This is a genomic window from Streptomyces sp. NPDC088817 (assembly GCF_044750345.1).
Taxonomy (GTDB): domain Bacteria; phylum Actinomycetota; class Actinomycetes; order Streptomycetales; family Streptomycetaceae; genus Streptomyces.
On record NZ_JBIVJN010000001.1, the window covers coordinates 324,508 to 350,138 of the forward strand.

Below are 25,631 nucleotides of genomic sequence, written 5' to 3' on the forward strand. Positions count from 1 at the left end.
ACCAGCCGTACGTCCTACGATCCGGACGGCACCGCCGCGCCAACCGGGTCACCACCGGTCCGGAAATCGGTTCGGCCCCGGCCGCCGGGGCGCCGTACACTGGGCGGAGCGAAAAGCGTGGATGGGGACGAGTAGCGGCGTACGCAGCCAAGAGCGACCCGGGGACGGTGTGAGCCCGGGGGCGAGCGCGACGTGAAGATCACCCCGGAGCCGCCGGAAGAAAGCCCCCAGCACCGAGCAGGGGGCCGTAGAACCGGCATCGCGACCCCAATGAGGGGGCTCGTCGGAGCGTACGGCGCACCGGTGGGCCAAGGAGGGTGGTACCGCGGGAGCGCGCCGCACACGGCGTGGACAGCACAAGGCTCTCGTCCCTCCGACGGAAGGCAGCACATCCGCCGGAGGAAGCTCGTTGAATACGCAGCCGCAGTACCGCCAGGTGCCCGCGCAGGTCGACCTGCCCGCCCTCGAGCACGCCGTGCTCGACTTCTGGCGCGAGCAGAAGATCTTCGCGAAGAGCCTGGAGCAGTCCGAGGGCCGCCCCGAGTGGGTGTTCTACGAGGGCCCGCCCACCGCCAACGGCATGCCGGGCGCCCACCACATCGAGGCGCGCGTCTTCAAGGACGTCTTCCCCCGCTTCCGCACCATGCGCGGCTACCACGTGGCCCGCAAGGCCGGCTGGGACTGCCACGGCCTCCCGGTGGAGCTGGCGGTCGAGAAGGAGCTCGGCTTCAGCGGCAAGAAGGACATCGAGGCGTACGGCATCGCCGAGTTCAACGACAAGTGCCGCGAGTCCGTACTCCGCCACACCGACGCGTTCTCCGAGCTGACGACCCGCATGGGCTACTGGGTCGACCTCGACGAGGCGTACGTCACCATGGAGCCCGAGTACATCGAGTCCGTCTGGTGGTCGCTGAAGGAGATCTTCAACAAGGGCCTGCTGGTCCAGGACCACCGCGTCGCCCCCTGGTGCCCGCGCTGCGGCACGGGACTGTCGGACCACGAGCTGGCCCAGGGCTACGAGACGGTCGTCGACCCGTCCGTCTACGTCCGCTTCCCGCTCACCTCCGGCCCACTCGCCGGCCGGGCCTCGCTCCTGGTGTGGACGACGACCCCGTGGACGCTGGTGTCCAACACCGCGGTCGCCGCGCACCCCGAGGTCACCTACGTGGTCGCGACCGACGGCGAGGAGAAGCTGGTCGTCGCCGAACCGCTCGTCGCCAAGGCGCTCGGCGAGGGCTGGGAGACCACGGGCGAGACCTTCACCGGCGCCGAGATGGAGCGCTGGACCTACCAGCGCCCGTTCGAGCTGGTGGAGTTCCCGAGCGCCGGCGAGGGAACCAACGGGCACAGCACGGAGCCGGCACACTACGTCGTCAACGCCGAGTACGTCACCACCGAGGACGGCACCGGTCTGGTCCACCAGTCCCCCGCCTTCGGTGAGGACGACCTGAGGGTCTGCCGCTCCTACGGCCTCCCGGTGGTCAACCCCGTCCGCCCCGACGGCACGTTCGAGGAGGACATCCCGCTGGTCGGCGGCGTCTTCTTCAAGAAGGCGGACGAGAGGCTCACCGAGGACCTCGGCGAGCGCGGCCTGCTCTTCAGGCACGTCCCGTACGAGCACAGCTACCCGCACTGCTGGCGCTGCCACACCGCGCTGCTGTACTACGCGCAGCCGTCCTGGTACATCCGCACCACCGCGATCAAGGACCGGCTGCTCGAGGAGAACGAGAAGACCAACTGGTTCCCCGAGAACGTCAAGCACGGCCGGTACGGCGACTGGCTGAACAACAACATCGACTGGGCGCTGTCCCGCAACCGCTACTGGGGCACCCCGCTGCCGATCTGGCACTGCGAGGACGGCCACCTCACCTGTGTCGGCTCCCGCGCGGAGCTGACCTCCCTGACCGGCAGCGACCAGTCGGAGCTCGACCCGCACCGCCCGTTCATCGACGACGTCGTCTTCCCGTGCCCGCAGTGCGAGAAGACGGCCACGCGCGTGCCCGAGGTCATCGACGCCTGGTACGACTCGGGCTCGATGCCGTTCGCGCAGTGGGGCTACCCGTACAAGAACAAGGAGCTGTTCGAGAGCCGGTACCCGGCGCAGTTCATCTCCGAGGCGATCGACCAGACCCGCGGCTGGTTCTACACGCTGATGGCGATCGGCACGCTGGTCTTCGACAAGTCCTCGTACGAGAACGTCGTGTGCCTGGGCCACATCCTCGCCGAGGACGGCCGGAAGATGTCCAAGCACCTGGGCAACATCCTCCAGCCGATCCCGCTCATGGACCAGCACGGCGCGGACGCGGTGCGCTGGTTCATGGCGGCCGGCGGCTCGCCGTGGGCGGCCCGCCGGGTGGGCCACGGCACCATCCAGGAGGTCGTCCGCAAGACGCTCCTGACCTACTGGAACACGGTCGCCTTCCAGGCCCTGTACGCCCGTACGTCGGCCTGGACGCCCACCGGGGCGGACCCGGCCCCGGCCGACCGTCCGCTGCTCGACCGCTGGCTGCTCAGTGAGCTGCACGCGCTGACCGACCAGGTCACGCAGGCCCTGGAGGCGTACGACACGCAGCGCGCGGGCAAGCTGCTGTCCGCGTTCGTCGACGACCTGTCGAACTGGTACGTCCGCCGCTCGCGCCGCCGGTTCTGGCAGGGCGACAAGGCCGCGCTGCGGACGCTGCACGAGGTGCTGGAGACGGTGACCCGGCTGATGGCGCCGATCACCCCGTTCATCACCGAGCGGGTCTGGCAGGACCTGGTCGTGCCGGTGGCCCCGGGCGCTCCCGAGTCGGTGCACCTGGCCACCTGGCCGGAGGCGGACCTCGGGGCGATCGACCCGGAGCTGTCGAAGCAGATGGTGCTGGTGCGCCGCCTGGTGGAGCTGGGCCGTGCCACGCGCGCGGAGTCGGGCGTCAAGACCCGCCAGCCGCTGTCCCGTGCGCTGGTCGCGGTGGCCGGCTTCGAGTCCCTGGACCGGGAGCTGCACGCGCAGATCACGGAGGAGCTCAACGTCTCCTCCCTGGCGTCGCTGAGCGAGGTCGGCGGGTCCCTGGTGGACACCACCGCCAAGGTCAACTTCCGTGCGCTGGGCAAGCGGTTCGGCAAGCGGGTGCAGGACGTCGCCAAGGCCGTCGCCGGCGCGGACGCGGCGGCACTGTCGCTGGCGCTGCGCGAGGGCACGGCATCGGTGGAGGTCGACGGCGAGACGGTGACGCTCGCGCCGGACGAGGTGATCATCACCGAGACGCCGCGCGAGGGCTGGTCGGTGGCGTCCGACTCCGGTGCCACGGTCGCCCTGGACCTGGAGATCACGGAGGAGCTGCGCCGGGCCGGGCTGGCCCGGGACGCGATCCGGCTGATCCAGGAGGCCCGCAAGAACAGCGGCCTCGACGTGGCCGACCGGATCGCGCTGCGCTGGACCGCGACGGACCCGGCGACCATCGCCGCCCTGAGCGAGCACGCGTCGCTGATCGCCGAGGAGGTCCTGGCGACGGACTTCGCCCAGGGCGAGGCCGACGCCTCCTACGGCGATCCCTTCACCGACGAGGGCCTGTCCCTCACCTTCCGCCTCCACAAGGCGTGAGCCACCGGGGGAGCGGCACCCGAGGGCGCCGCTCCCCCACCCCGACGGGGAGTCCACCGGTCACGAACCGGCGGGCTCCCCGCACCGCTTTCAGGGGCGCCGCACACGGGAACGGCCCCGGAGGGATGTCCCTCCGGGGCCGTTCTCTCAGGCTGCCGATGCCTAGTCAGAACCCTTCAGAGTTCCCTCAGTTGTCGTCCTCGTCGATCAGGAAGCCGCGCATGGGCGACGGCGCCTGACCCATCGGGGCCGGACCCTGCGGACGCACGGGGGCCATCGGCTGGGTCATCGCCGGGGCCATCTGCTGCTGACCGCCGTAGGACGGACCGGACGGGCCGGGCGCACCGCCCATCGGCTGACCGCCGTAGGACGGGGCACTCGCGCCGGCCGGGGCCATGGAGGGCGCCGGGGACGGCGGCAGGGACGGGGCCGCGGGCGTGCGCGGCGGGGCGAGGGAGTCGTCGGCCTGCGTCTCCAGCTGGCGCAGCTGGGACTCCAGGTACGACTTCAGGCGCGTGCGGTACTCGCGCTCGAAGCCGCGCAGGTCCTCGACCTTGCGCTCCAGCGTGGCGCGGGCGGACTCCAGGGAGCCCATAGCGACGCGGTGCTTCTCCTGCGCGTCCCGCTCCAGGGCGTCGGCCTTGGCACGGGCGTCACGCTCCAGACCCTCGGCACGCGAACGCGCCTCGCCGACGATCTTGTTGGCCTCGGACCGCGCCTCGGCGATCGCCTGGTCGGCGGTCTGCTGGGCCAGCGACAGGACGCGCGCGGCGCTGTCGCCACCGGGACCCTGACCCATCGGGCCGGGACCCTGGCCCATCGGACCGGGACCCATCGGACCGGGGCCGCCCATCTGGCCGGGGCCGCCCATGGGACCGGGACCGCCCATCGGGCCGGGACCCATCTGACCCTGCATCGGGCTCTGCATCTGACCCTGCATCTGCCCCTGCATCTGACCCTGCATCGGGCCGGGACCCTGACCCATCGGACCGGGACCCATCGGACCCGGACCGCCAGGACCGCCCGGACCCTGGGGACCCTGACCGCCGGGACCGGCCGGAAGCTGCGGGGCACCGCTCGGCAGCTGGGGCGGGCCACCCATGGGGCCGCCCATCTGCTGCTGCGGCGGGCCCGATATCCCGGCGGGCACAGGCGCGCCGGGACCTCGCATGCCCTGCTGCTGAGGATGGGGTGGCTGCTGCTGGTCCTCCGGAGGCTTGCGCATGTTCTGCTGGTTCTGGGCAGCAGCACGCGTGGCCGCGGCCAGCTTGGCGCGCAGGTCCTCGTTCTCGCGGAGCAGTCGGGTCAGCTCGGCTTCGACCTCGTCGAGGAAGGCATCGACCTCGTCCTCGTCATAGCCTTCTCGGAGGCGGACGGTCGTGAACTGCTTGTTCCGCACGTCCTCGGGGGTCAACGGCATCTCTTCACCTCAACGTAGTCATCGGCAGTCGGCAAGACCGTATCGTCCACAGTCACGTCGCGAGGTTCCCCACGAAGTAGATCAGGATGTAGACGATGATCATCAGTACGAAGAAGGACAGGTCGAGCGCCACGCCCCCGAGACGCAGCGGCGGGATGAACCGCCGCAGAAGCTTCAGCGGTGGATCGGTGACAGTGTAGGTGGCCTCCAGAACGACCACCATCGCCTTGCCGGGTTGCCACGAGCGGGCGAACTGGAACACATAGTCCATGACCAGCCGGAAGATCAGCACGATGAGGAACACCGTCAGTGCGATGTAGAGAACCTCCATGGCCACACGCATGATCGGTGCTTCCCTCTCCCCTGTTCCGTGCCTGTTCTACGGTGGTGCGTCTCAGCTCTGGTTGAAGAACCCGCCCTCTGCGATGCGGGCCTTGTCCTCCGCCGTGACATCGACGTTAGCAGGCGACAACAGGAACACCTTCTGCGTCACCCGCTCGATACTGCCGTGAAGACCAAACACCAAACCGGCGGCAAAGTCGACAAGTCGCTTCGCGTCTGTGTCATCCATCTCAGTCAGATTCATGATCACCGGGGTGCCCTCACGGAAGTGTTCCCCGATGGTACGGGCCTCGTTGTAGGTCCGGGGGTGAAGTGTGGTGATCCGGTACGGCTCTCGTTCCGACACGACCTTGGGCATGATCACCGGTGCGTTCTTCTCCAGGCTTGCGCGGTCTTGTGTGATGGACGCCACGGGCGCGATGCGCGCCGGGCGCCCGGATTCCGCCGGGAGCGAAGCGGAATGCGACACCGGTTCGCGGGGCGCCGGAGGCTGCGCCACTCGCACCGGTTCATCCCTTTGGGGCTGATGTGCCCCATGCGACTGGTGCGGCGGCTCGTGCCGTCGGCGGTCCCGCTCGGGTTCCGGGTCAAGCTCGGGTTCGAAGTCGTCGTCGGGGTCGAATCCCCGGCCGTCGTATCCATCGTCCTCCACGAGGCCGAGGTAGACCGCCATCTTGCGCATCGCGCCGGCCATGCTCTGAGTCCTCCGCTCTGTGGTGGATCCGCTGACGACCGCCAAGTGCCTGCGATCCACGAGGTCGTTGCGCCCCGTTGGGCGATATTGACCATATTTTCTGCTGTGGTCCGACTTCTTGGCGACGTTACCCGAGCCTGGGGCGGACTCCGAGTACCGCGCTGCCGACGCGCACATGTGTCGCCCCGGCGGCCACGGCCTGTTCGAGGTCCCCGCTCATCCCTGCCGAGACCATGGTGGCAGCCGGATGAGTCGCGCGCAGGTCGGTCGACAAATCCATGAGGCGCTCGAAGGCGGCCTGTTGCCGGCCGGCGTACTCCCCGGTCAGCGGGGCGACGGTCATCAGTCCGTCGAGGCGCAGTCCCTCGGAGCGGGCGACGAGGTCGGCCAACTCTTCGATTCCGCCGGGCCCCACGCCCCCTCGTTCCCCGCGTCCGTTCTCCCCCGCGTCGAGGGCCACCTGGATGAGGCAGCCGAGCTCCCGCTCCGCCCGCACGGCCTCCCTGGAGAGCGCGGTGACGAGCCGGGAGCGGTCGATCGACTGGACGACATCGGCGTAACCGACCACGGATCGCACTTTATTGGTTTGAAGTTGACCAACAAAATGCCACGTCAGGGGCAGATCGGCACACTCGGCGGCCTTGGGCGCCGCCTCCTGGTCCCGGTTCTCGGCGGTGTGACGCACACCGAGTTCCGAGAGGATCCGCACATCCGACGCCGGGTACGTCTTGGTGACCACGATGAGGGTCACCTCCTCCCGTGCCCGGCCCGCGGCCGCGCACGCGGCGGCGATACGCCGCTCCACCTTCGCCAGGTTTCCGGCGAGTTCGTTCCTACGGTCCGTCATGCCCCATCAGTCCAGCCAGACATAGCCCGCGAGCCGACCGGTGGTGCGGTCGCGGCGGTACGAGAAGTGATCGCCCGACTCCCGCGTGCACACCGGCGACTGCTCCCGGTCGTGCACCCCGAGGCGCTCGAGCTGTGCGTGCACGCCGGCGCTCACGTCGACGGCCGGCGTGCCCCAACTCGTCTCGGCGTACGCCGCCGGTTCGATCGCGGCCACCTCGGCGCGCAGATCCTCCGGCACCTCGTAGCACCGGCCGCAGACGGCGGGCCCGGTGCGGGCGGCAATACGGTCCGGCCGGGCGCCGAGCGACTCCATCGCGTCGACCGCGGCCGGGACGACGCCCTTGATCATGCCGGGCCGTCCGGCGTGGACGGCGGCGGCCACACCGGCGACCGGGTCGGCCAGCAGCACCGGGACGCAGTCGGCGGTGAGCACGGCGAGGGCGAGCCCGCGGGTCGCGGTCACCAGTCCGTCGACCGGCGGGGTGAGCCTCGTGGTCCACGGCCCGTCGACCTCGGCGATGTCGTTGCCGTGCACCTGGTTCATCCAGACCACCCGGTCCGGGTCGAGTCCGAGCGAGGCGGCGGCCAGGTCGCGGTTGGTGCGTACCGCGCCGGGATCGTCGCCGACCGCGCCGCCGAGATTGAGCTCCTCGTACGGAACGGCGCTCACCCCGCCCCACCGGTCGGTGAAGGCGAAGTGCGCGCCGCTCACGGTGTCGCGCCGACCTATCACTTGAGGAAGTCCGGTACGTCCAGCTCCTCGGCCGCGCTGTCGGAGTAGCTGCGCGGCGACGGCGTGACGGGCGGGGCCACCGGCGGCAGGTCCTGCACCGGCTCGGGGGCGACGGGCTCCGGGTCCTCCTTCGGCGTCACGCTGCCGAGCGAGCCGAAGGTCGGGCGGCTCTCGGGCTGCCGGACCGGGGCGGGCTCCTCGCGGCGGGCCGGGGGCGGGGTGGAGGCCGAACCGAGGACGTTGTCCCGGCGGGCCGGAGGCTGGCCGCCGTCGAAGCCGGCCGCGATCACGGTGACCCGGACCTCGTCGCCGAGGGCGTCGTCGATGACCGCGCCGAAGATGATGTTGGCCTCGGGGTGCGCCGCCTCGCTGACGAGCTGGGCGGCCTCGTTGATCTCGAACAGACCGAGGTCGCTGCCGCCGGAGATGGACAGGAGCACGCCCCGGGCGCCGTCGATGGATGCCTCGAGGAGGGGAGAGGAGATGGCCATCTCGGCCGCGGCCACCGCGCGGTCGTCGCCGCGGGCCGAGCCGATGCCCATGAGCGCCGATCCGGCCTCGGACATGACGGACTTGACGTCGGCGAAGTCGAGGTTGATCAGGCCGGGGGTGGTGATCAGGTCGGTGATGCCCTGCACACCGGACAGCAGCACCTGGTCCGCGGACTTGAACGCGTCGAGGACGCTGACCTGGCGGTCCGAGATGGACAGCAGCCGGTCGTTGGGGATGACGATGAGGGTGTCGACCTCTTCGCGGAGCTCGGCGATGCCGTCCTCGGCCTGGTTCGCGCGGCGCCGCCCCTCGAAGGTGAACGGGCGCGTGACCACGCCGATGGTGAGGGCACCCAGCGAACGCGCGATGTTGGCCACGACGGGCGCGCCGCCGGTACCGGTGCCGCCGCCCTCACCGGCCGTCACGAAGACCATGTCGGCCCCCTTGAGGACCTCCTCGATCTCCTCACGGTGGTCCTCGGCGGCCTTGCGGCCGACGGCCGGGTTGGCCCCGGCGCCGAGTCCGCGCGTGAGTTCGCGGCCGACATCGAGCTTGACGTCGGCGTCGCTCATCAACAGCGCCTGCGCGTCGGTGTTGATGGCGATGAACTCGACGCCCTTGAGACCGACCTCGATCATCCGGTTGATGGCATTGACACCACCGCCGCCGACACCGATGACTTTGATGACTGCGAGGTAGTTCTGCGGTGCTGCCACGTCGAAGGCCTCTCGCCTCGAGTTACGTGTCGCCGCCTCGCGGTCCTGCCGCGATCCGACGACTGATGCCGAATGGGACGGTCCGAACGCCGACCCGAACCCTAACCCTGAAGTTTAGGGTTACCAGTGTGTCTGTTCCTTGAAGTCTTCGGAACAGGACACTAAGTCGACAAGTGGCGCCCGTTCAACGAACACGCCGAACCTCCCGTTTTTCTTTTCACCCTATGTGATCAGCCATAGCGCCGCCCAACCAGGGGGTTGGCCTGCGCAGATGTGCGTCAACTCCCCGATGACGCCGGGGCGGTGGGAACCCTGACGTCGAAGTGCCGGGCCCCGGGGGCCGCTTTCATCAGCGCGGTCAGGGTGCGGGCCTTCAGCCGGCCGTTCTCGCTGCTGCCCCAGGCGACGGTCCGGCCGCCGCTCAACTCCAGTGAGATGTCGTCGTAGGTACGGACCTTGACGACCCTGGTCTGGTGGGCGACCGCGGCGGGAATCCGTCCGGCGACCGCGACCGCCTCGCGCACCAGCCGGTCCTCGCCGAAGCGGCGCAGACTCGCGGCGGCCGTGCTGGAGCGGGAAAGTGACAATTCCAGCAGGGGCACACCTTTCGGCACCTGGGAAACCGTGGCGAACCGGACACCCTTCGCATCCACTTCGACGAACTTTCCGCCCTTTTCCTCCACCATGACCGGAGTGCGCTCGACCACTTTCAACCCGATTCCGTGGGGCCATGAGCGCACCACGTCGACCGAGTCAATTCGGGGCAATTCACGGCGCAGCCGGGCCTCGACCGCGTCGGTGTCGACGGAAATCAACTGTGTCCCGAGCCGCACCGCGGCGGCGGCCCGCACCTGAGCGGGCGTCAGGACCGTGGTGCCGGAGACGGATACGTGCTCCACACGCGTCCACTGCGAGCCGTACAGCACCCACAGGGAGCCGACACCGAGGCAGGCCAGGGCCAGCGAAAGAACGATGATCGTACGAGGGCGCAGCCGTCTCAGCCGGCGGACCAGAGGCGGGCCGGACGACGACTCCTGCTGGCGTTCACCGCGCTCCGCGGTCGTCGCTCCGGCCACGCTCTCAAGCCCTTCCGTGCATACGGTCCTAACGGTTCGAGGCGATGGCCTCGTACACCATGCCGACGAGCAGCTCATCGGCGTCCCGGCGACCGAATTCCCCGGCGGCGCGGGACATCTCGTACAGCCGGTGCGGATCGGCGAGCACGGGCAGGACGTTCTGCTGCACCCACTCGGGGGTGAGTTCCGCGTCGTCGACCAGCAGTCCGCCGCCGGCCTTGACCACCGGCTGGGCGTTCAGCCGCTGTTCACCGTTGCCGATGGGCAGCGGGACGTAGACGGCCGGGAGCCCGACGGCGGAGAGTTCGGCGACGGTCATCGCGCCGGCGCGGCAGAGCATCATGTCGGCCGCGGCGTACGCGAGGTCCATACGATCAAGGTAACTTACCGGGATGTAGGGCGGCATTCCCGGCATCTGCTGCACCTGGGGCAGGTCGTTCTTCGGGCCGACCGCGTGCAGGATCTGGATGCCGGCCTGCTGGAGCCAGGGCGCGACCTGCTGGACCACCTCGTTGAGCCGGCGGGCGCCCTGCGAGCCGCCGGAGACCAGCAGGGTGGGCAGGTTCGGGTCGAGCCCGAACGCCGCGCGGGCCTCGGGGCGCACGGCCGCCCGGTCCAGGGTGGCGATGGCGCGGCGCAGCGGGATGCCGATGTAACGGGCACCGCGCAGCTTGCTGTCGGGCGTGGAGACGGCGACCTGGGCGGCGTACCGCGAACCGATCTTGTTGGCCAGGCCCGGCCGGGCGTTGGCCTCGTGGATGACGATGGGCACACCGAGCCGCTTGGCCGCCAGGTAGCCGGGCAGGGCGACGTAGCCGCCGAATCCGACCACGGCGTCCGCCTTGGTGCGCTCCATGATCTGCTCGGCCGCCTTGATCGTGCCGCGCAGCCGTCCCGGGACGGTGATCAGTTCCGGGGTGGGTTTGCGCGGCAGCGGCACCGCCGGGATGAGCGCGAGCTCGTAGCCCCGCTCGGGTACGAGACGGGTCTCCAGGCCGCGCTCCGTGCCCAGGGCCGTGATCCCCACGGTCGGGTCCTGCCTGCGCAGGGCGTCCGCGAGGGCGAGCGCGGGCTCGATGTGGCCCGCGGTACCTCCGCCGGCGAGTACGACATGCACCGAAATTCACCGCTCTCCGGACGAACGCGCCGCCGAGGCACGCCGTCGCATCGTGTTCCATCTCCGAGGCTCGCGACCGGATCCGTGGTCGGATCTCCGGCCGGGCGCGGAGCCTCCTGCCCGCTTTCTACCAAAGCGAGGTTGCCGCATGGCAAGCGCCGCCCGCGCAGCGGGCTCGTCACGCGCGAAGGCGATCAGCAGCCCGATGGCGAACATGGTCGGCAGCAGGGCGGATCCTCCGTAGGAGAACAGCGGGAGCGGGACGCCGGCGATCGGCAGCAGACCGAGCACCGCACCGATGTTGATCACCGCCTGCACGGTGATCCAGGTGGTCACGCCTCCCGCGGCGTACCTCACGAAGGGGTCCTCCGTGCGTCCGGCCACGCGGATGCCCGCATAGCCTAGAGCGGCGAACAGAGTGAGCACCGACAGCGTCCCCGCGAGGCCCAGTTCCTCGCCGGTGACGGCGAAGATGAAGTCGGTGTGGGCTTCGGGGAGTTGGCCCCATTTCTCCACACTGGCACCGAGTCCGGAACCGAACAGCCCACCGGAGGCCAGGGCGTAGATGCCGTGCACCGCCTGCCAGCACTTGGTCGCGTCGGTCGAGCCGACGCAGGCGAACCGGCCGAGGCGGTTGGGGCTCATCTGGATCAGCAGGAAGCCGATCACCCCGGCGAACGACAGCACCCCCACGAAGAGCCGGGTGGGCGCCCCCGCCAGCCACAGCAGGCCGAACAGGATCGCGGTGAGGATGATCGCGGTGCCCATGTCGCCGCCGAGCATGATCAGTCCGAGCAGCATGAAGGCGACCGGGACGAGCGGCACCAGCATGTGCTTCCACTGGGTCAGCAGCCGCTTGTCCTGTTTGCGCGCGATCAGGTCGGCGCCCCACAGCACCAGCGCCAGCTTGCCGATCTCGCTGGGCTGGATCTGGAAGGAGCCGCCCAGCGCGATCCAGTTCTGGTTGCCGTTGACCGCCATCCCTATCCCCGGCACCTGGACCAGCGCCATCAGGACCACCGCGCCCGCCAGGATCGGGTAGGCCAGTGCCCGGTGCAGCCTGACCGGCATCCGGGCGGCGAGCAGCAGCAGCCCGGCGCCGATCGCGGCCGCGAGGAGCTGTTTGCGGAAGAAGTACGAGCCCGGCAGCGCCTTCTGCAGCGCGGTGATCTGGGAGGCCGAGTAGACCATCACCAGACCCAGCACGGTGAGCAGCAGGCTGCCGCCGAGGATCAGGTAGTAGGCGGTCAGCGGCCGGTCCCAGGCCCGGCGCGCGCGGACGACCAGGCTCGCCGCGGAGCGCCCGCCCTGAGGCCGGTCGGGCGCCGGTCCCCGGACGGTCCGCTGCACGGGCGGCCGGCCGGTGCGGCTGCTGCCGGGGCTACCGGGCATCGGGTCCTCCGCTGTACGTCGGCCGCGCGGGTACGGCTCGGCTCACGGGTCCCACGCCTCCCTCCCGAGGTCGCCCGGCAGCGGGGGCGGCCGGGATCAGGCGCCGAGTCCGGATACGGCCTCCGCGAACGCCTCGCCGCGCCTGTTGTAGTTGGCGAACATGTCCATGGAGGCGCAGGCCGGGGCCAGCAGTACCGTGTCGCCGGGCCGTGCGAGCCGCCGCGCCTCCTGGACGGCCTGGAGCATCGCCCCAGTGTCGGTCCGGTCGAGGTCGACGACGGGTACCTCCGGGGCGTGTCGCGCGAGGGCGTCACGGATGAGCGCGCGATCGGCGCCGATGAGGACGACGCCGCGCAGCCGCTTCGCCGAGTTCGCGACGAGCTCGTCGAAGGTCGCGCCCTTCGCCAGGCCGCCCGCGATCCACACGATCGACTCGTAGGCCGCCAACGAGGCCTGCGCCGCGTGGGTGTTGGTGGCCTTGGAGTCGTCGACCCAGGCCACGCCGTCCACGTCGGCCACGTGCGCGATGCGGTGGGCGTCCGGGGTGAAGGCCCGCAGGCCGTCCCGGACGGCCTGCGCCGGGACGCCGAAGGCGCGTGCCAGGGCCGCCGCGGCGAGGGCGTTGGCGATGTTGTGCGGGGCGGGCGGACGGACGTCGGAGACCTCGGCGAGCTCCTGGGCGTTCTTCTGCCGGTTCTCGACGAAGGCGCGGTCGACGAGGATGCCGTCCACGACGCCGAGTTGGGAGGGGCCGGGTGTGCCGAGCGTGAACCCGACGGCTCGGCAGCCCTCCTCGACGTCCGCCTCGCGCACCAGGTCCTCGGTCGCGCGGTCGGCGGCGTTGTAGACGCAGGCGACGCGGTTGCCCTCGTAGATCCGGCCCTTGTCGGCCGCGTAGGCCTCCATGGAGCCGTGCCAGTCGAGGTGGTCGGGGGCGAGGTTGAGGACGGCGGCGGAGTGGGCGCGCAGCGAGGGCGCCCAGTGGAGCTGGTAGCTCGACAGCTCGACCGCCAAGACGTCGTAGGGCTCGTCGCCGAGGACGGCGTCGAGCAGGGAGACGCCGATGTTGCCGACGGCCGCCGTGCGCAGGCCCGCCGCCCTGAGGATGGAGGCGAGCATCTGCACGGTGGTGGTCTTGCCGTTGGTGCCGGTCACGGCGAGCCACGGGGCTGCTTTTCTGCCGTCCAGGCCGCGCAGCCGCCAGGCGAGTTCGACGTCCCCCCAGACGGGTACGCCGGCCTGCCCGGCGGCGCGGAAGAGCGGCTTGTCCGGCCGCCAGCCGGGCGCGGTGACGATCAGCTCGGTGCCCTTGGGCAGGGTGTCCCCGTCACCGAGGCGCACGGTGACCCCGAGGGCCTCCAGCTCGGCCGCCTGGGCCCGGGCGCGCTCGTCGTCGCCGTCGTTGACGACGGTGACGTGCGCGCCGAGACCGTGCAGGACCCTGGCCGCCGGGACACCGGAGACCCCGAGTCCCGCGACGGTGACGTTCCTACCCTGCCAGTCGGTCACTTGTCCGCTGCCCATCCCGCGTAGAAGAGGCCCAGTCCGACAATCACACAGATGCCCTGGATGATCCAGAAACGGACCACGACGAGCACTTCGGACCAGCCCTTGAGTTCGAAGTGGTGCTGGAGCGGCGCCATCCGGAAGACCCGCTTCCCGGTGAGCCGGAAGGAGCCGACCTGGATGACCACCGACATGGTGATGAGCACGAACAGGCCGCCGAGCAGCGCGAGCAGGAGCTCGGTGCGGGAGCAGATCGCCAGACCCGCGAGCACACCGCCGAGCGCGAGCGAACCGGTGTCGCCCATGAAGATCTTGGCCGGCGAGGTGTTCCACCACAGGAAGCCGAGGCAGGCGCCCATCAGCGCGGAGGCCACGACCGCGAGGTCGAGCGGGTCGCGCACCTCGTAGCAGGCGTTGGGGTTGGTCAGGGTCTGCGCGTTGGCGCAGGACTCCTGGAACTGCCAGACGCCGATGAAGGTGTAGGCGCCGAAGACGAGCACGGAGGCGCCGGTGGCCAGACCGTCCAGGCCGTCGGTGAGGTTCACGCCGTTCGACATCGCGAGGATCATGAACAGCGCCCAGATCACGAACAGCACCGGACCGATCGTCCAGCCGAAGTCGGTGATGAACGACAGCTTCGTGGAGGCCGGGGTGTTGCCGCGGTTGTCGGAGAACTGCAGCGCGAGCACCGCGAAGGCGATGCCGACGATCAGCTGGCCGGCCATCTTCGCCTTGGCGCGCAGGCCCAGCGAACGACGCTTGACGATCTTGATGTAGTCGTCGAGGAAGCCGACCAGGCCCATGCCGACCATCAGGCCGAGCACCAGCAGGCCCGAGTAGGTCGGGGTGTAACCGGTGATCACCTTGGACAGGAAGTAGGCGGCGACCGTGGCCAGGATGAAGGCGATACCACCCATGGTCGGCGTACCGCGCTTGCTGGCGTGCTCGCGCGGGCCGTCGTCGCGGATGTACTGGCCGTAGCCCTTGCGGGCCAGGAGCTTGATCAGCAGCGGGGTGCCGACCAGCGTCAGGAAGAGGCCAATGACTCCCGCGAACAGGATCTGCTTCATCATCGGGCGGCGACCTCACCCTCGGCACCGTTCTCGAGCAGCGCCTGGGCGACACTCTCGAGGCCGACCGAACGGGACGCCTTCACGAGGACGACGTCCCCCGGGCGCAACTCGCTGCGCAACAGGTCGATCGCCGCCTGTGCGTCGGACACGTGCACCGACTCCTCACCCCACGAACCCTCGTTATATGCGCCCAGTTGCAGCCAGGACGCTTCCCTGCCCCCGACCGCGACGAGCTTGCTGACGTTGAGCCGGACGGCCAGCCGTCCGACCGCGTCGTGCTCGGCGAGCGCCTCGTCCCCGAGCTCGGCCATCTTGCCGAGCACCGCCCAGGTCCGCCGTCCCGCGCCCATGGCCGCGAGCGCGCGCAGAGCGGCCCGCATGGACTCGGGGTTGGCGTTGTAGGCGTCGTTGACGACCGTCACGCCGTCCGGGCGCTCGGTGACCTCCATCCGCCAGCGGGAGAGGGAGCCCGCCTCGGAGAGCGCGGTCGCGATCTCAGTTGCGGACATGCCCAACTCATGGGCGACGGCGGCCGCGGCGAGCGCGTTCGACACGTGATGCTCACCGTACAGGCGCATGGTCACATCGCTTGCACCGGAGGGTGTGTGAAGCCTGAAGGCGGGCTGTCCGCTGTCCGTGAGTCTCACGTTCTCGGCGCGTACGTCCGCTTCGCCGGACTCTCCGAAAAGGATCACCTTCGCCTTCGTACGGGAGGCCATGGCCCGTACCAACGGGTCGTCGGCGTTGAGGATCGCGGTTCCGCCGTCCTCGGCCGCGGGCAGGCTCTCCACCAACTCGCCCTTCGCCTGGGCGATCTGCTCACGGCCGCCGAACTCGCCGATGTGGGCGGTGCCGACGTTGAGCACCAGGCCGACCCTCGGCGGGGTCAGTTCGGTCAGGTAGCGGATGTGGCCGATGCCGCGGGCGCCCATCTCCAGCACGAGGAACCTGGTCTCCTCGGTGGCGCTCAGCGCGGTCAGCGGCAGCCCGATCTCGTTGTTGAGGGAGCCGGGCGTGAACACGGTCGGCGCCTTGCGCCGCAGCACCTGCGCGACGAGGTCCTTGGTACTGGTCTTGCCCGCGGAGCCGGTGAGGGCGACGAGGGTCGCGCCCAGCCGTTCGACGACGTGACGGGCGAGGGCGCCGAGGGCGGTCTGCACGTCCTCGACGACGATCGCGGGCACGCCGACGGGGCGGGACGCCAGCACGGCGGCCGCGCCCGCCTCGACGACGGCCGCGGCGAAGTCGTGGCCGTCCACGCGCTCGCCGACGAAGGCGACGAAGAGGCTGCCGGGCACCACCTCGCGGGAGTCACGGACCACCGGCCCGGTGACCTCCGCGGACGGATCCGGTATGTCGTGCGTCTGCCCGCCGACGACTGCTGCGATCTCGGCGAGGGAGAGGGCGATCACAAGTTCATCCCTGGGTCTTCTGGATAGCTTCGCGAAGCACCTGGCGGTCGTCGAAGGGACGGACCACTCCGGCGATGTCCTGGCCCTGTTCATGGCCCTTGCCCGCGACCAGCACGGTGTCGCCGGGCTGCGCGCGGTCGACGGCGGCGGCGATCGCGGCGGCCCGCTCCTCGAAGAGGAGCACCTCGCCGCGCTCGTGCGCGGGCACCGAGGCCGCTCCGCCGAGCATGGTGGCGAGGATCGCCAGGGGATCCTCGGAGCGGGGGTTGTCGGAGGTCAGCACGACGATGTCGGCGAGCCGGGCCGCGGCGGCGCCCATGGGCGCGCGTTTGGTCTGGTCGCGGTCGCCGCCGCAGCCGAGCACGATGTGCAGCCGGCCCTTGGTCACCTTGCGCAGCGCCTTGAGCACCGACTCGACGGCGTCCGTCTTGTGCGCGTAGTCGACGACCGCGAGGTACGGCTGGCCGACGTCGACGCGCTCCAGACGGCCCGGTACGCCCGCAACGGCGGCGATGCCGTCGGCGGCGGACTGCGGGTCGAGGCCCGCGGCGGCCAGGGCGACCACGGCGGCCAGCGTGTTGGCGACGTTGAACGGGCCCGGCAGCGGCGATCTGGCGGCGATCCGCCGGCCCTCGGGGCCGACCACGGTGAAGGCGGAGTCGACCGGCCCGACCTGGACGTCCTCGGCGCGCCAGTCGGCGTCGGGGTGGCCCTCGGCGGAGTAGGTGACGACCGGGACCGTGGCCTCCCTGATCAGCCGGCGCCCGTACTCGTCGTCGAAGTTGACCACGCCGAGCCTGCTGCGCTCGGGCGTGAACAGCTGCGCCTTGGCCTGGAAGTAGTCCTCCATGCCGGAGTGGAACTCCATGTGCTCCGGGCTGAGGTTCGTGAAGACGGCGATGTCGAAGACGCAGCCGTCGACGCGGCCGAGCACCAGGGCGTGGCTGGAGACCTCCATGGCGACCGCCTCGACCCCGCGCTCGCGCATGACCGCGAACAGGGCCTGGAGGTCGGTTGCCTCGGGGGTGGTGCGCTCGGACTTGATGCGCTCGTCGCCGATGCGCATCTCGACGGTGCCGATCAGTCCGGTGGACTTCACGGTCCTCAGGCCGCCCTCGACGAGGTAGGCGGTGGTGGTCTTGCCGGAGGTGCCGGTGATGCCGATCTGGAGCAGGTCGCGCCCGGGCCGGCCGTAGATCGTGGCCGCCAGCTCGCCCATCCGCCCGCGCGGGTCGTCCACGGCCAGGACCGGCAGGCCGCCGGCGGCGGCGCGCTCGGCGCCGGACGGGTCGGTGAGCACGGCGACCGCGCCCAGGCTGGTCGCCTGGGTGACGAAGTCGGCGCCGTGGGTGCGGGCGCCGGGCAGGGCCGCGTACAGGTCACCGGGGCGCACGGCGCGCGAGTCATGGGTGATGCCCGTGACCTCGGCGGCGCCGTCCGGAGCGGTGACCCCCAGCTGATCGGCGAGCTCCGCGAGGGGGGAGGCGGAGACCCGAGCCGGTCGCGGCGGTCCCGGATATGTCACGGAAGCGCCCTTCTGGGTGGTTTGGTACTGATCAGCGTGTGGCACGGCGGTGAGCGTACCGGGCGTACCCGCCGTCGGGCTAAAAAGGGGATCGCGCGCAGCGCCGTCCGGCGCGGACGAGGGCCGGTGCGACGGGCGTTTCCCGGGGCCGGGAGTGATCGTTGTCACGGGCTGGTTCCTGGTCGTTCTGTTGCGGTCACGGCTTGAAGTCGACGGGCAGGTTCGCGGCCTGCGCGCCGGTGGGCGGCACCTGGAGCGTCTTCAGCGCGAACTCCATGACCTCCTTGTAGATCGGGCCGCAGATCTGGCCGCCGAAGTAGCTGCCCTTGGTGGCGTTCTGGATCGCGCAGTAGACGGTGACGCGCGGGTTGTCGGCGGGCGCGAACCCGGCGAAGGAGGAGGTGTACCCGTGGTACCTGCCGGTGTCCGGATCCACGCGGTTGGCCGTGCCGGTCTTGCCCGCCACCCGGTAGCCGGGGATGCGCGCCTTGACGCCGGTGCCCTGCTCGTCGTCCACCACGGACTCCAGCATCTGCGCGAGCGTCTTCGCCGTCCCGGCGCTCACGACCCGTGTGCTCTCCGGCTTGGCGGCCGGCGTGAAGCGGCCGTCGGCGCCCTTGGTGCCGCGCACCAGTGTCGGCTGCACGCGCACTCCGCCGTTCGCGATCGTGGAGTAGACGGAGGCCGCCTGTACGGCGTTGATGGAGAAGCCCTGGCCGAAAGGGATCGTGTACTGCTGCGAGGTGGACCACTTGTCGGGCGGGGCGAGGATGCCCCTGGTCTCGCCGGGGAAACCGAGTCCGGTCGGCTCGCCGATGCCGAACTTGCGCAGATAGGAGTGGAGGACCCTGTTGGCCTCCGGCTGCGTCTTCCCGAGCTGCCCGGTGGCCAGGATGGTGCCGATGTTGCTGGACTTGGCGAGCACGCCGTTCAGGGTGAGGTACCAGGTGGCGTGGTCGACGTCGTCCTGGAAGAGGCGGTCGCCGCGGTGCAGCCGGTTGGGCACGACGACATGGGTGAGCGGTGTCGCCGCGTTCTCCTCCAGTACGGCGGCCATGGACATGACCTTGGCGGTGGAGCCGGGCTCGTAGGCGTCCTGGAGGGCCGCGTTGCCCAGCGCGGACGGGTTGGCATGGGCCAGGTCGCCCGGGTCGAACCCCGGGGAGTTGGCCATGGCGAGGATCTCGCCGGTGCGGGTGTCCTGGACGATGACGTAGCCGCGGTCCGCCCCGGACTTCGCCACCTGCTCGGCGATGGCGTTCTGGGCGGCCCACTGGATGTCGCGGTCGATGGTGAGCTCGGTGTCGGAGCCGGGCACCGCGCGGGTCTCGGTGGAGCCGGCGGTGGGCACCTCGCGGCCGCCGGACTGGGCGTAGCGGATCTTGCCGGGCTTGCCGGCCAGCTGCTCGTTCAGCTGCTGCTCCACGCCGCCGCCGCCCTTGCCCTCGGCGTTGACCCAGCCCAGTATCCCGGCGGCGAGGTCGCCGTTGGGGTAGACCCGCTTGCTGCTGGGGTCGGAGAAGACGCCGGCGAGCACGTTGACGGTGGCCTTGTCGTTCTGTGCCTTCTTCACGAGGGCCGTCTTCAGGTCCTTGATCTGCTTCCAGACCTGCGGGGTCTCGCGGCGGGCGAGCAGGACGTAGCGGGTGTTCGGTGTGCGGAGCCTGGCGGCGAGGGCCGCCTGGTCCTGGCCGAGGATCGGGGCGAGCAGCGCGGCCGCCTGCTCGGGGCCGTCGCCGATGCCGAGCTGGGCGCGGGTGAACATGGTGGGGTCGGCGGTGATGTCGTCGGCGTCCACGCTGGTCGCCAGGTCGACGCCGTTGCGGTCGGTGATGCGGCCCCGCTCGGCGGCCAGGGTGTGCACCACGTACCGGTTCTCCTCGGCCTTGGCGGCGTACGCGCTCGCGTCGAAGGCCTGCACCTGGAGCAGCCTCACGGCGAAGACGAGCAGCACCAGGGTCAGCGCCAGGGCGACCAGGCGCAACCGCGGGCGGGGGCTGCCGAGCCGGATGCGCACGGCCTGCGGGCGGGCCGGGACCGGGCGGCGGACCGGACGGGCACCGGGGCCGGGGCGCTGCCGGGCGGCCGGCCGTGCCTGCCTGGGGGGTCCGGGCACCCGGCGACGCGGCGGTTCCCTGTCGGACACTTCCGTCACCTGCCGAGAGTCGAAATCGAAACGAACCGAAACACAACGACACCCACCGAGCCGGCACCCGCGCCCCACCCGCCGAGCGAACGGTCCCGAGCCCTCGCCCCGGCACTCCCGGCCGGAACGGACACCCGGCGACGCAGCCGTCCCGTTGCGGGCGTCTCCGGCGGGACCGGGGCGAGTTGGGATGCGGCTGTGACCGTCGGGGCGGGGTGTACGGCTGGCCCGCACGCCGGGGGCAGCGGGCCGGTGGGCCCGGGCAGGCGGGGCGGTTTGGCGGCGGGCACGGCCGTCACCTGCCGGGGGTCGAGGTCGGGGCCGTGGTGTTCGCCGGGGACGGGGCGGGGCCCTGGGCGGGTGGTGGGGCCGCGTTCGTGGTGGGGGGTGTCAGGTCCGTGGCCGCCGGGGCCGTGGCGTCCGTGGTGGACGGCGAAGGGGTGAGCGCCTCGGGCGGCAGGAGCGAGAGCGGCGTCTCCTCCGCGGGAGGCGGCTCCGGGGCGGCCGAGGGGACGCCCTTCACGGTTCCGTCGGCGCCCAGGAAGGCCGGGTCGCCGCCGGGCACCATGCCCAGTTGCCGGGCGCGGCGCTGGAGGGCGTCCGGGGCGGAGTAGGAGTCGATGTCCCGCTGGAGGGCCTGCTCCTCGTCGGTGAGGTTCTTGGCGTCCTTCTGGAGTCCCTCCCGCTGGAACGCGCCCTCACTGAGCGCGGAGTTCAGCATCAGCAGCCCGATGAGGCCACCGCCGAGCAGCAGCACGACGAGGAGGACGAACGGGGTGCGGGCGGCCTGCCCCCGGCCCGCCGGGAAGAGCCGGGCGAGCCGGGCGGCCCGGCCCCTCAGTTCGGGTTTCCTGCTCACTGCGCCCCCTGGCTCACTCGACGTCCTCCCTGACGCGCTCGGCGCCGCGCAGCCGGGCCGGCGCCGCCCGCCGGTTCTCGGCGATCTCTTCCTCGGTGGGAAGTTCGGCACCGCGGGTGAGCAGCTTGAGCCGGGGCTGGTAGCGCTCGGGCACGACCGGGAGCCCCGGCGGCGCGCTCGACGCCGCACCGGCCGCGAACACCTGCTTGACCAGGCGGTCCTCCAGGGAGTGGTACGACAGCACGGCGATCCGCCCGCCGACCTCCAGCGCCTTCACCGCGGCCGGGATCGCCCGCTCCAGCACGGCGAGCTCACCGTTGACCTCGATCCGCAGCGCCTGGAAGGTGCGCTTGGCCGGGTTGCCGCCGGTGCGCTTGGCGGCCTGCGGCAGCGCGTCGCGGATCAGCTCCACCAGCCGGGCGCTGTTGGTGAACGGCTCCTTCTCGCGCTCGCGCACGACGGCGGCCACGATCCGCTTGGCCTGCTTCTCCTCGCCGTACGCCCGCAGCAGGCGCACCAGCTCGCCGGGCGGGTAGGTGTTGAGGACCTCGGCGGCGCTGATCCCGGTGCTCTGGTCCATGCGCATGTCCAGGGGCGCGTCCTGCGCGTAGGCGAAACCGCGGTCGGCCTCGTCGAGCTGCATCGAGGACACCCCGAGGTCGAACAGGACACCCCGTACCCGCGGAACGCCCAGCCGGTCGAGTACGTCGGGCAGCTCGTCGTAGACGGCGTGCACCAGGGTGGCCCGGTCGCCGAAGGGGGCCAGGCGCTCCCCGGACAGGCGCAGGGCCTCCTTGTCCCGGTCGAGGGCCACCAGCCGCGCCTCGGGGAAGCGGGCGAGCAGCGCCTCGCTGTGCCCGCCGAGGCCGAGTGTGCAGTCGACGACCACCGCTCCCGGCCGCTCCAGGGCGGGCGCCAGCAGGTCCAGGCACCGCTGGAGCATCACGGGGACGTGTCGGCTGTCGGTCAAGGAGCCCTCTCAGTCCGGCGCGTCCCGCACGCACCGCCGGGTCCGCGACCGCTCGGTGAGGAAAAGGGCCAGCCGGCGCCGGAAGCGTCAGCCGACCGGAAGCGGGAGGGGGCCGAGCCGTACGTACGCGCCGCGCACGTGGGGAGGCCGCCGGCGCGTCGGCCGGGACCTGTGGGGAATGCAGTCCAGCAGGGAGGCCCACGCCTCCCGCTTCGCGTCACTTTAGTGCACCCTGTCTCGCGGTCAATCAACCGGCCTGCGCGTCGCCCGTCGGAGCGGCGGCGGCACCGTGAGACGAAGATTCACTCGTACGGGTGCGGGTTCGACGTAGGTGTGGGGTCCCTCACAACAAGCCATGACGGGGTTCTTTGTACCGTCTCACGACAGGACCCGGGCCCCGGCGCCCACTAACGTCATGAGTATGACGACTTCTGCATCAGTTCCTGCCGGGTCCGAGGGCGCCATAGACCGTCGCGGCACCGTCACCGACCGTCTCGCGGAGGCCAACCAGCAGTACGCCGCCGCGTTCACCGATCCGGGGATGGACGCCCGGCCCGTGCTGCGGGTCGCGGTCGTGGCCTGCATGGACGCCCGTCTCGACCTGCACGCCGCGCTCGGCCTGGAACTCGGCGACTGCCACACCATCCGCAACGCGGGCGGTGTGGTCACCGACGACGTCATCCGCTCCCTCACCATCAGCCAGCGGGCCCTGGGCACCCGCAGCGTCGTGCTGATCCACCACACCAACTGCGGCCTGGAGTCGCTCACCGAGGAGTTCCGGCACGAACTGGAGATGGAGGTCGGGCAGCGTCCGGCCTGGGCCGTGGAGGCCTTCCGGGACGTCGACCAGGACGTGCGGCAGTCGATGCAGCGCGTGCGCACCTCGCCGTTCCTGGTGCACACCGACGACGTACGCGGTTTCGTCTTCGACGTCAGGACGGGCCGGCTGCGCGAGATCGACCCCGCCTGACCGCCGCACGCGCGCCGGGCCGACCGGTGCGCGGCAAGCCGCCGTCACCAGCGAAAGCCGCAAGAACCGACATATCGCGGCCAGTTGTCCACAGGCGAGTGACACGAATCGGTAACGGCGGCAAGAATGCGGGGGTGGCCTCACGTGCTTTCCTTCGCGCGTGGTGCCTCATTCGGGGTGGGCCGGTCCGCACAGCAGAGCGTCGGCCCGGAAAGTTGGGGTACCCCCGCTCGTCGACGAGCGCGGGGAAGGGCCGAGGAGGGCCGCCGGGTGACGACCTATGACGATCGAGCGAGACATGGGGGCGTCCCCGCTCGAGCGCAGCCGGGCGTGGGGGGTGATCTCGCCGCCACCGTGGAGCGGATCCGCCGTTCGGTGGAAGAAGTGATCGAGGGCAAGCCCGAGGTCGTACGGCTCTCGCTGACCGTGCTGCTCGCCGAGGGGCATCTTCTGATCGAGGACGTTCCCGGGGTGGGCAAGACGATGCTCGCCAAGGCGCTGGCGCGGTCCATCGACTGTTCGGTGCGACGCATCCAGTTCACGCCCGACCTGCTGCCGTCGGACATCACGGGCGTGTCCATCTGGGACCAGCAGCGCCGGGACTTCGAGTTCAAGCCGGGCGCCATCTTCGCGCAGATCGTGATCGGCGACGAGATCAACCGGGCCTCGCCCAAGACCCAGTCGGCGCTGCTGGAGTCCCTGGAGGAGCGGCAGGTCACCATCGACGGGCAGACCTACGAACTGCCCTCGCCGTTCATGGTGGTGGCCACCCAGAACCCGGTCGAGATGGAGGGCACGTATCCGCTGCCCGAGGCCCAGCGCGACCGCTTCATGGCCCGCGTGTCCATCGGTTACCCGAGTCCGGACGCCGAGTTGCAGATGCTGGACGTGCACGGCGGGGTGAACCCGCTGGACGACCTCCAGCCGGTGGCGCACGCGCACGAGATCGTGAAGCTGATCGAGGCCGTGCGCGGGGTGCACGTCGCCGAGACGGTCCGGCGGTACGCGGTGGACCTGGTCTCCGCCACCCGCACCCATCCCGACCTCAGACTCGGCGCCTCGCCGCGCGCGACGCTGCACCTGCTGCGCGCGGCGAAGGCGTCCGCCGCCCTGAGCGGCCGGGAGTACGCGCTGCCCGACGACCTGCAGGCGCTGGCCGTGGCCGTCCTGGCCCACCGGCTGCTGCCCACCGCGCAGGCCCAGCTCAACCGGCGCACCGCCGAGGAGGTCGTCCAGGAGATCCTCCAGCACACCCCGGTGCCTGCGGCGCCCCAGCAGTCCGGCGGCTTCGGCCTGGGCCGCGGCGCGCCCGCGTACGACCAGCGGCAGCCGCGGGGCCTGTGATGGCGGACGCGGGGACGGCGCGCGCGGAGGACGATGGCGGGGAACGGGGCGGCGTCCGCACCGCGCTGGCCGGTCTGACCACCCGCGGACGTTCCTTCCTGGCCGCCGGCATCGCCGCCGCGATCTGCGCCTACGTCCTCGGCCAGGGCGACCTGCTGCGGGTGGGGCTGCTGCTGGCGGCGCTGCCGCTGGTGTGCGCCACGGTGCTCCTGCGCACGCGTTACCGGGTCGCCGGCAGCCGCCGGCTGTCCCCCGCGCGCGTGCCCGCCGGCAGCGAGGCCCGGGTGCACCTGCGGATGGACAACGTCTCGCGGCTGCCCACCGGCCTGCTGATGCTCCAGGACCGGGTGCCGTACGTGCTCGGCCCGCGGCCCCGTTTCGTGCTCGACCGGGTCGAGCCGGGCGGCCGCCGCGAGGTGTCCTACCGGGTCCGCTCCGACCTGCGCGGACGGTATCCGCTGGGCCCGCTGCAACTGCGGCTGACCGACCCCTTCGGGATGTGCGAACTGACCCGTTCCTTCTCGGCCCACGACACCCTGACCGTGATCCCGCGGGTGGAGCCGCTGCCGCCGCTGCGCCTGGGCGGCGACGCCAAGGGGTACGGCGACGGGCGGCAGCGCTCGCTCGCCCTGGCGGGCGAGGACGACGTCATCCCGCGCGGCTACCGCTACGGCGACGATCTGCGCCGCGTGCACTGGCGGTCCACCGCGCGCTACGGCGAACTGATGGTGCGACGCGAGGAACAGCCGCAGCGCGCCCGCTGCACGGTGCTCCTCGACACCCGGGCGCTCGCCTACCGGGGCGCGGGCCCCGACGCGGCCTTCGAGTGGGCCGTCTCCGGCGCCGCGTCGGTCCTGGTGCACATGCTGGAGCGGGGCTTCTCGGTGCGGCTGCTGACCGACACCGGCAGCTCCGTGCCCGGCGAGGGCGGCGACGGGTTCGCGGGGTCCGGCCAGGAGCCGGCGGACGCGGCCGGGCTGATGATGGACACCCTCGCCGTGATCGACCACTCCGACGGAGCGGGCCTGTCCCGCGCCTACGACGTGCTGCGCGGCGGCAACGAGGGACTGCTGGTGGCCTTCCTCGGCGACCTCGACGAGACGCAGGCCGCGGTCGCCGCCAGGATGCGGCAGCGCGGCGGCGGCGCGGTCGCCTTCACTCTGGACGGCGAGGCCTGGGCCCGGGAGCCGGGCGACGTGCCCGGTCCCGTGTCCGGGGCCGACGACCGCCTCCGGCTGCTGCGCGACGCGGGCTGGACGGCCGTGCCCGTGTCCAGGGGCGCCCGCCTGGACGAGCTGTGGCGCCGGGCGGACCAGGAGCGCACGAGCGCGGGCGCGGCCGGCGGGACGGGACTGGGCGGGGGACGGTCATGAGCGGCGTGACGAGCCGGGCGGTACCGAGCCGGTGCCGGG

General features: G+C 71.4%; 20 protein-coding genes. 4 read left to right on the forward strand and 16 right to left on the reverse strand.

The genetic code is table 11. The features are described from left to right. Positions 1-409 precede the first annotated feature (409 nt). Complete coding sequence (gene ileS, locus ACIP4X_RS01525) at positions 410-3,583, forward strand: isoleucine--tRNA ligase (RefSeq protein ID WP_401346116.1); 3,174 nt, start codon at positions 410-412, stop codon at positions 3,581-3,583. Positions 3,584-3,770: 187 nt separating this feature from the next. Here the strand turns inward: ileS and ACIP4X_RS01530 are convergent, their stop codons facing one another. The 16 genes from ACIP4X_RS01530 to rsmH all read right to left on the reverse strand — a co-directional run bounded on the left by ACIP4X_RS01530 (position 3,771) and on the right by rsmH (position 21,905). Further along, positions 3,771-5,003, reverse strand: a complete 1,233-nt coding sequence (locus tag ACIP4X_RS01530) for a DivIVA domain-containing protein (RefSeq protein ID WP_358731198.1) — start codon at positions 5,001-5,003, stop codon at positions 3,771-3,773. A 52-nt stretch (positions 5,004-5,055) separates the two neighbouring features. Beyond that, complete coding sequence (locus tag ACIP4X_RS01535; protein ID WP_100569619.1) at positions 5,056-5,346, reverse strand: YggT family protein; 291 nt, start codon at positions 5,344-5,346, stop codon at positions 5,056-5,058. A gap of 51 nt (positions 5,347-5,397) precedes the next feature. Next, positions 5,398-6,039 carry a cell division protein SepF gene (locus ACIP4X_RS01540; protein WP_358731196.1) on the reverse strand — a complete coding sequence of 214 codons (642 nt, stop codon included), beginning with the start codon at positions 6,037-6,039 and terminating at the stop codon, positions 5,398-5,400. Between the two features lie 127 nt (positions 6,040-6,166). Then, a complete protein-coding gene (locus tag ACIP4X_RS01545; RefSeq protein ID WP_391453505.1) occupies positions 6,167-6,886 on the reverse strand; it encodes a YggS family pyridoxal phosphate-dependent enzyme in 720 nt (239 codons plus the stop codon). Positions 6,887-6,892: 6 nt separating this feature from the next. Next, entirely contained in the window at positions 6,893-7,621 is a 729-nt protein-coding gene (gene pgeF, locus ACIP4X_RS01550) for a peptidoglycan editing factor PgeF (RefSeq protein ID WP_358731192.1), read from the reverse strand. Further along, positions 7,618-8,829, reverse strand: a complete 1,212-nt coding sequence (gene ftsZ / locus ACIP4X_RS01555; RefSeq protein WP_358731190.1) for a cell division protein FtsZ — start codon at positions 8,827-8,829, stop codon at positions 7,618-7,620. The genes pgeF and ftsZ overlap by 4 nt, the downstream gene beginning before the upstream one ends. 278 nt (positions 8,830-9,107) lie before the next feature. Further along, a complete protein-coding gene (locus ACIP4X_RS01560) occupies positions 9,108-9,905 on the reverse strand; it encodes an FtsQ-type POTRA domain-containing protein (RefSeq protein ID WP_358731188.1) in 798 nt (265 codons plus the stop codon). Positions 9,906-9,933: 28 nt separating this feature from the next. Further along, complete coding sequence (gene murG / locus ACIP4X_RS01565) at positions 9,934-11,022, reverse strand: undecaprenyldiphospho-muramoylpentapeptide beta-N-acetylglucosaminyltransferase (RefSeq protein WP_358731186.1); 1,089 nt, start codon at positions 11,020-11,022, stop codon at positions 9,934-9,936. Positions 11,023-11,028: 6 nt separating this feature from the next. Next, positions 11,029-12,414 carry a putative lipid II flippase FtsW gene (gene ftsW / locus ACIP4X_RS01570; protein WP_358731185.1) on the reverse strand — a complete coding sequence of 462 codons (1,386 nt, stop codon included), beginning with the start codon at positions 12,412-12,414 and terminating at the stop codon, positions 11,029-11,031. Positions 12,415-12,510: 96 nt separating this feature from the next. Beyond that, positions 12,511-13,938 carry a UDP-N-acetylmuramoyl-L-alanine--D-glutamate ligase gene (gene murD / locus ACIP4X_RS01575; RefSeq protein ID WP_358731183.1) on the reverse strand — a complete coding sequence of 476 codons (1,428 nt, stop codon included), beginning with the start codon at positions 13,936-13,938 and terminating at the stop codon, positions 12,511-12,513. Beyond that, the gene (gene mraY, locus ACIP4X_RS01580) at positions 13,920-14,990 is read right to left on the reverse strand and encodes a phospho-N-acetylmuramoyl-pentapeptide-transferase (protein WP_358731335.1); all 1,071 of its coding nucleotides are present in this window, start codon (positions 14,988-14,990) and stop codon (positions 13,920-13,922) included. Before mraY ends, murD begins: the two co-directional genes overlap by 19 nt. Continuing rightward, a complete protein-coding gene (gene murF, locus ACIP4X_RS01585; protein ID WP_358731181.1) occupies positions 14,990-16,405 on the reverse strand; it encodes a UDP-N-acetylmuramoyl-tripeptide--D-alanyl-D-alanine ligase in 1,416 nt (471 codons plus the stop codon). The genes mraY and murF overlap by 1 nt, the downstream gene beginning before the upstream one ends. A gap of 4 nt (positions 16,406-16,409) precedes the next feature. Continuing rightward, positions 16,410-17,930 (reverse strand): UDP-N-acetylmuramoyl-L-alanyl-D-glutamate--2,6-diaminopimelate ligase, encoded by a 1,521-nt coding sequence (locus tag ACIP4X_RS01590; RefSeq protein WP_358731334.1) that lies wholly within the window; start codon positions 17,928-17,930, stop codon positions 16,410-16,412. A 196-nt stretch (positions 17,931-18,126) separates the two neighbouring features. After that, positions 18,127-20,076: a penicillin-binding protein 2 gene (locus ACIP4X_RS01595; protein WP_358731333.1), complete on the reverse strand. Its 1,950-nt coding sequence runs from the start codon at positions 20,074-20,076 to the stop codon at positions 18,127-18,129. Between the two features lie 295 nt (positions 20,077-20,371). Continuing rightward, positions 20,372-20,935 (reverse strand): septum formation initiator family protein, encoded by a 564-nt coding sequence (locus tag ACIP4X_RS01600; protein WP_358731179.1) that lies wholly within the window; start codon positions 20,933-20,935, stop codon positions 20,372-20,374. A 13-nt stretch (positions 20,936-20,948) separates the two neighbouring features. Beyond that, positions 20,949-21,905 carry a 16S rRNA (cytosine(1402)-N(4))-methyltransferase RsmH gene (gene rsmH / locus ACIP4X_RS01605; protein WP_358731177.1) on the reverse strand — a complete coding sequence of 319 codons (957 nt, stop codon included), beginning with the start codon at positions 21,903-21,905 and terminating at the stop codon, positions 20,949-20,951. 421 nt (positions 21,906-22,326) lie between these two features. Here rsmH and ACIP4X_RS01610 point away from each other — a divergent pair, with 421 nt between their 5' ends. The 3 genes from ACIP4X_RS01610 to ACIP4X_RS01620 all read left to right on the forward strand — a co-directional run bounded on the left by ACIP4X_RS01610 (position 22,327) and on the right by ACIP4X_RS01620 (position 25,592). Further along, on the forward strand, positions 22,327-22,875 hold the full coding sequence (locus tag ACIP4X_RS01610) for a carbonic anhydrase (protein WP_100572346.1): 549 nt from the start codon (positions 22,327-22,329) through the stop codon (positions 22,873-22,875). A 270-nt stretch (positions 22,876-23,145) separates the two neighbouring features. Then, complete coding sequence (locus tag ACIP4X_RS01615; RefSeq protein WP_391453499.1) at positions 23,146-24,219, forward strand: AAA family ATPase; 1,074 nt, start codon at positions 23,146-23,148, stop codon at positions 24,217-24,219. Beyond that, on the forward strand, positions 24,219-25,592 hold the full coding sequence (locus ACIP4X_RS01620) for a DUF58 domain-containing protein (RefSeq protein ID WP_358731173.1): 1,374 nt from the start codon (positions 24,219-24,221) through the stop codon (positions 25,590-25,592). Before ACIP4X_RS01615 ends, ACIP4X_RS01620 begins: the two co-directional genes overlap by 1 nt. Positions 25,593-25,631: the final 39 nt, after the last annotated feature.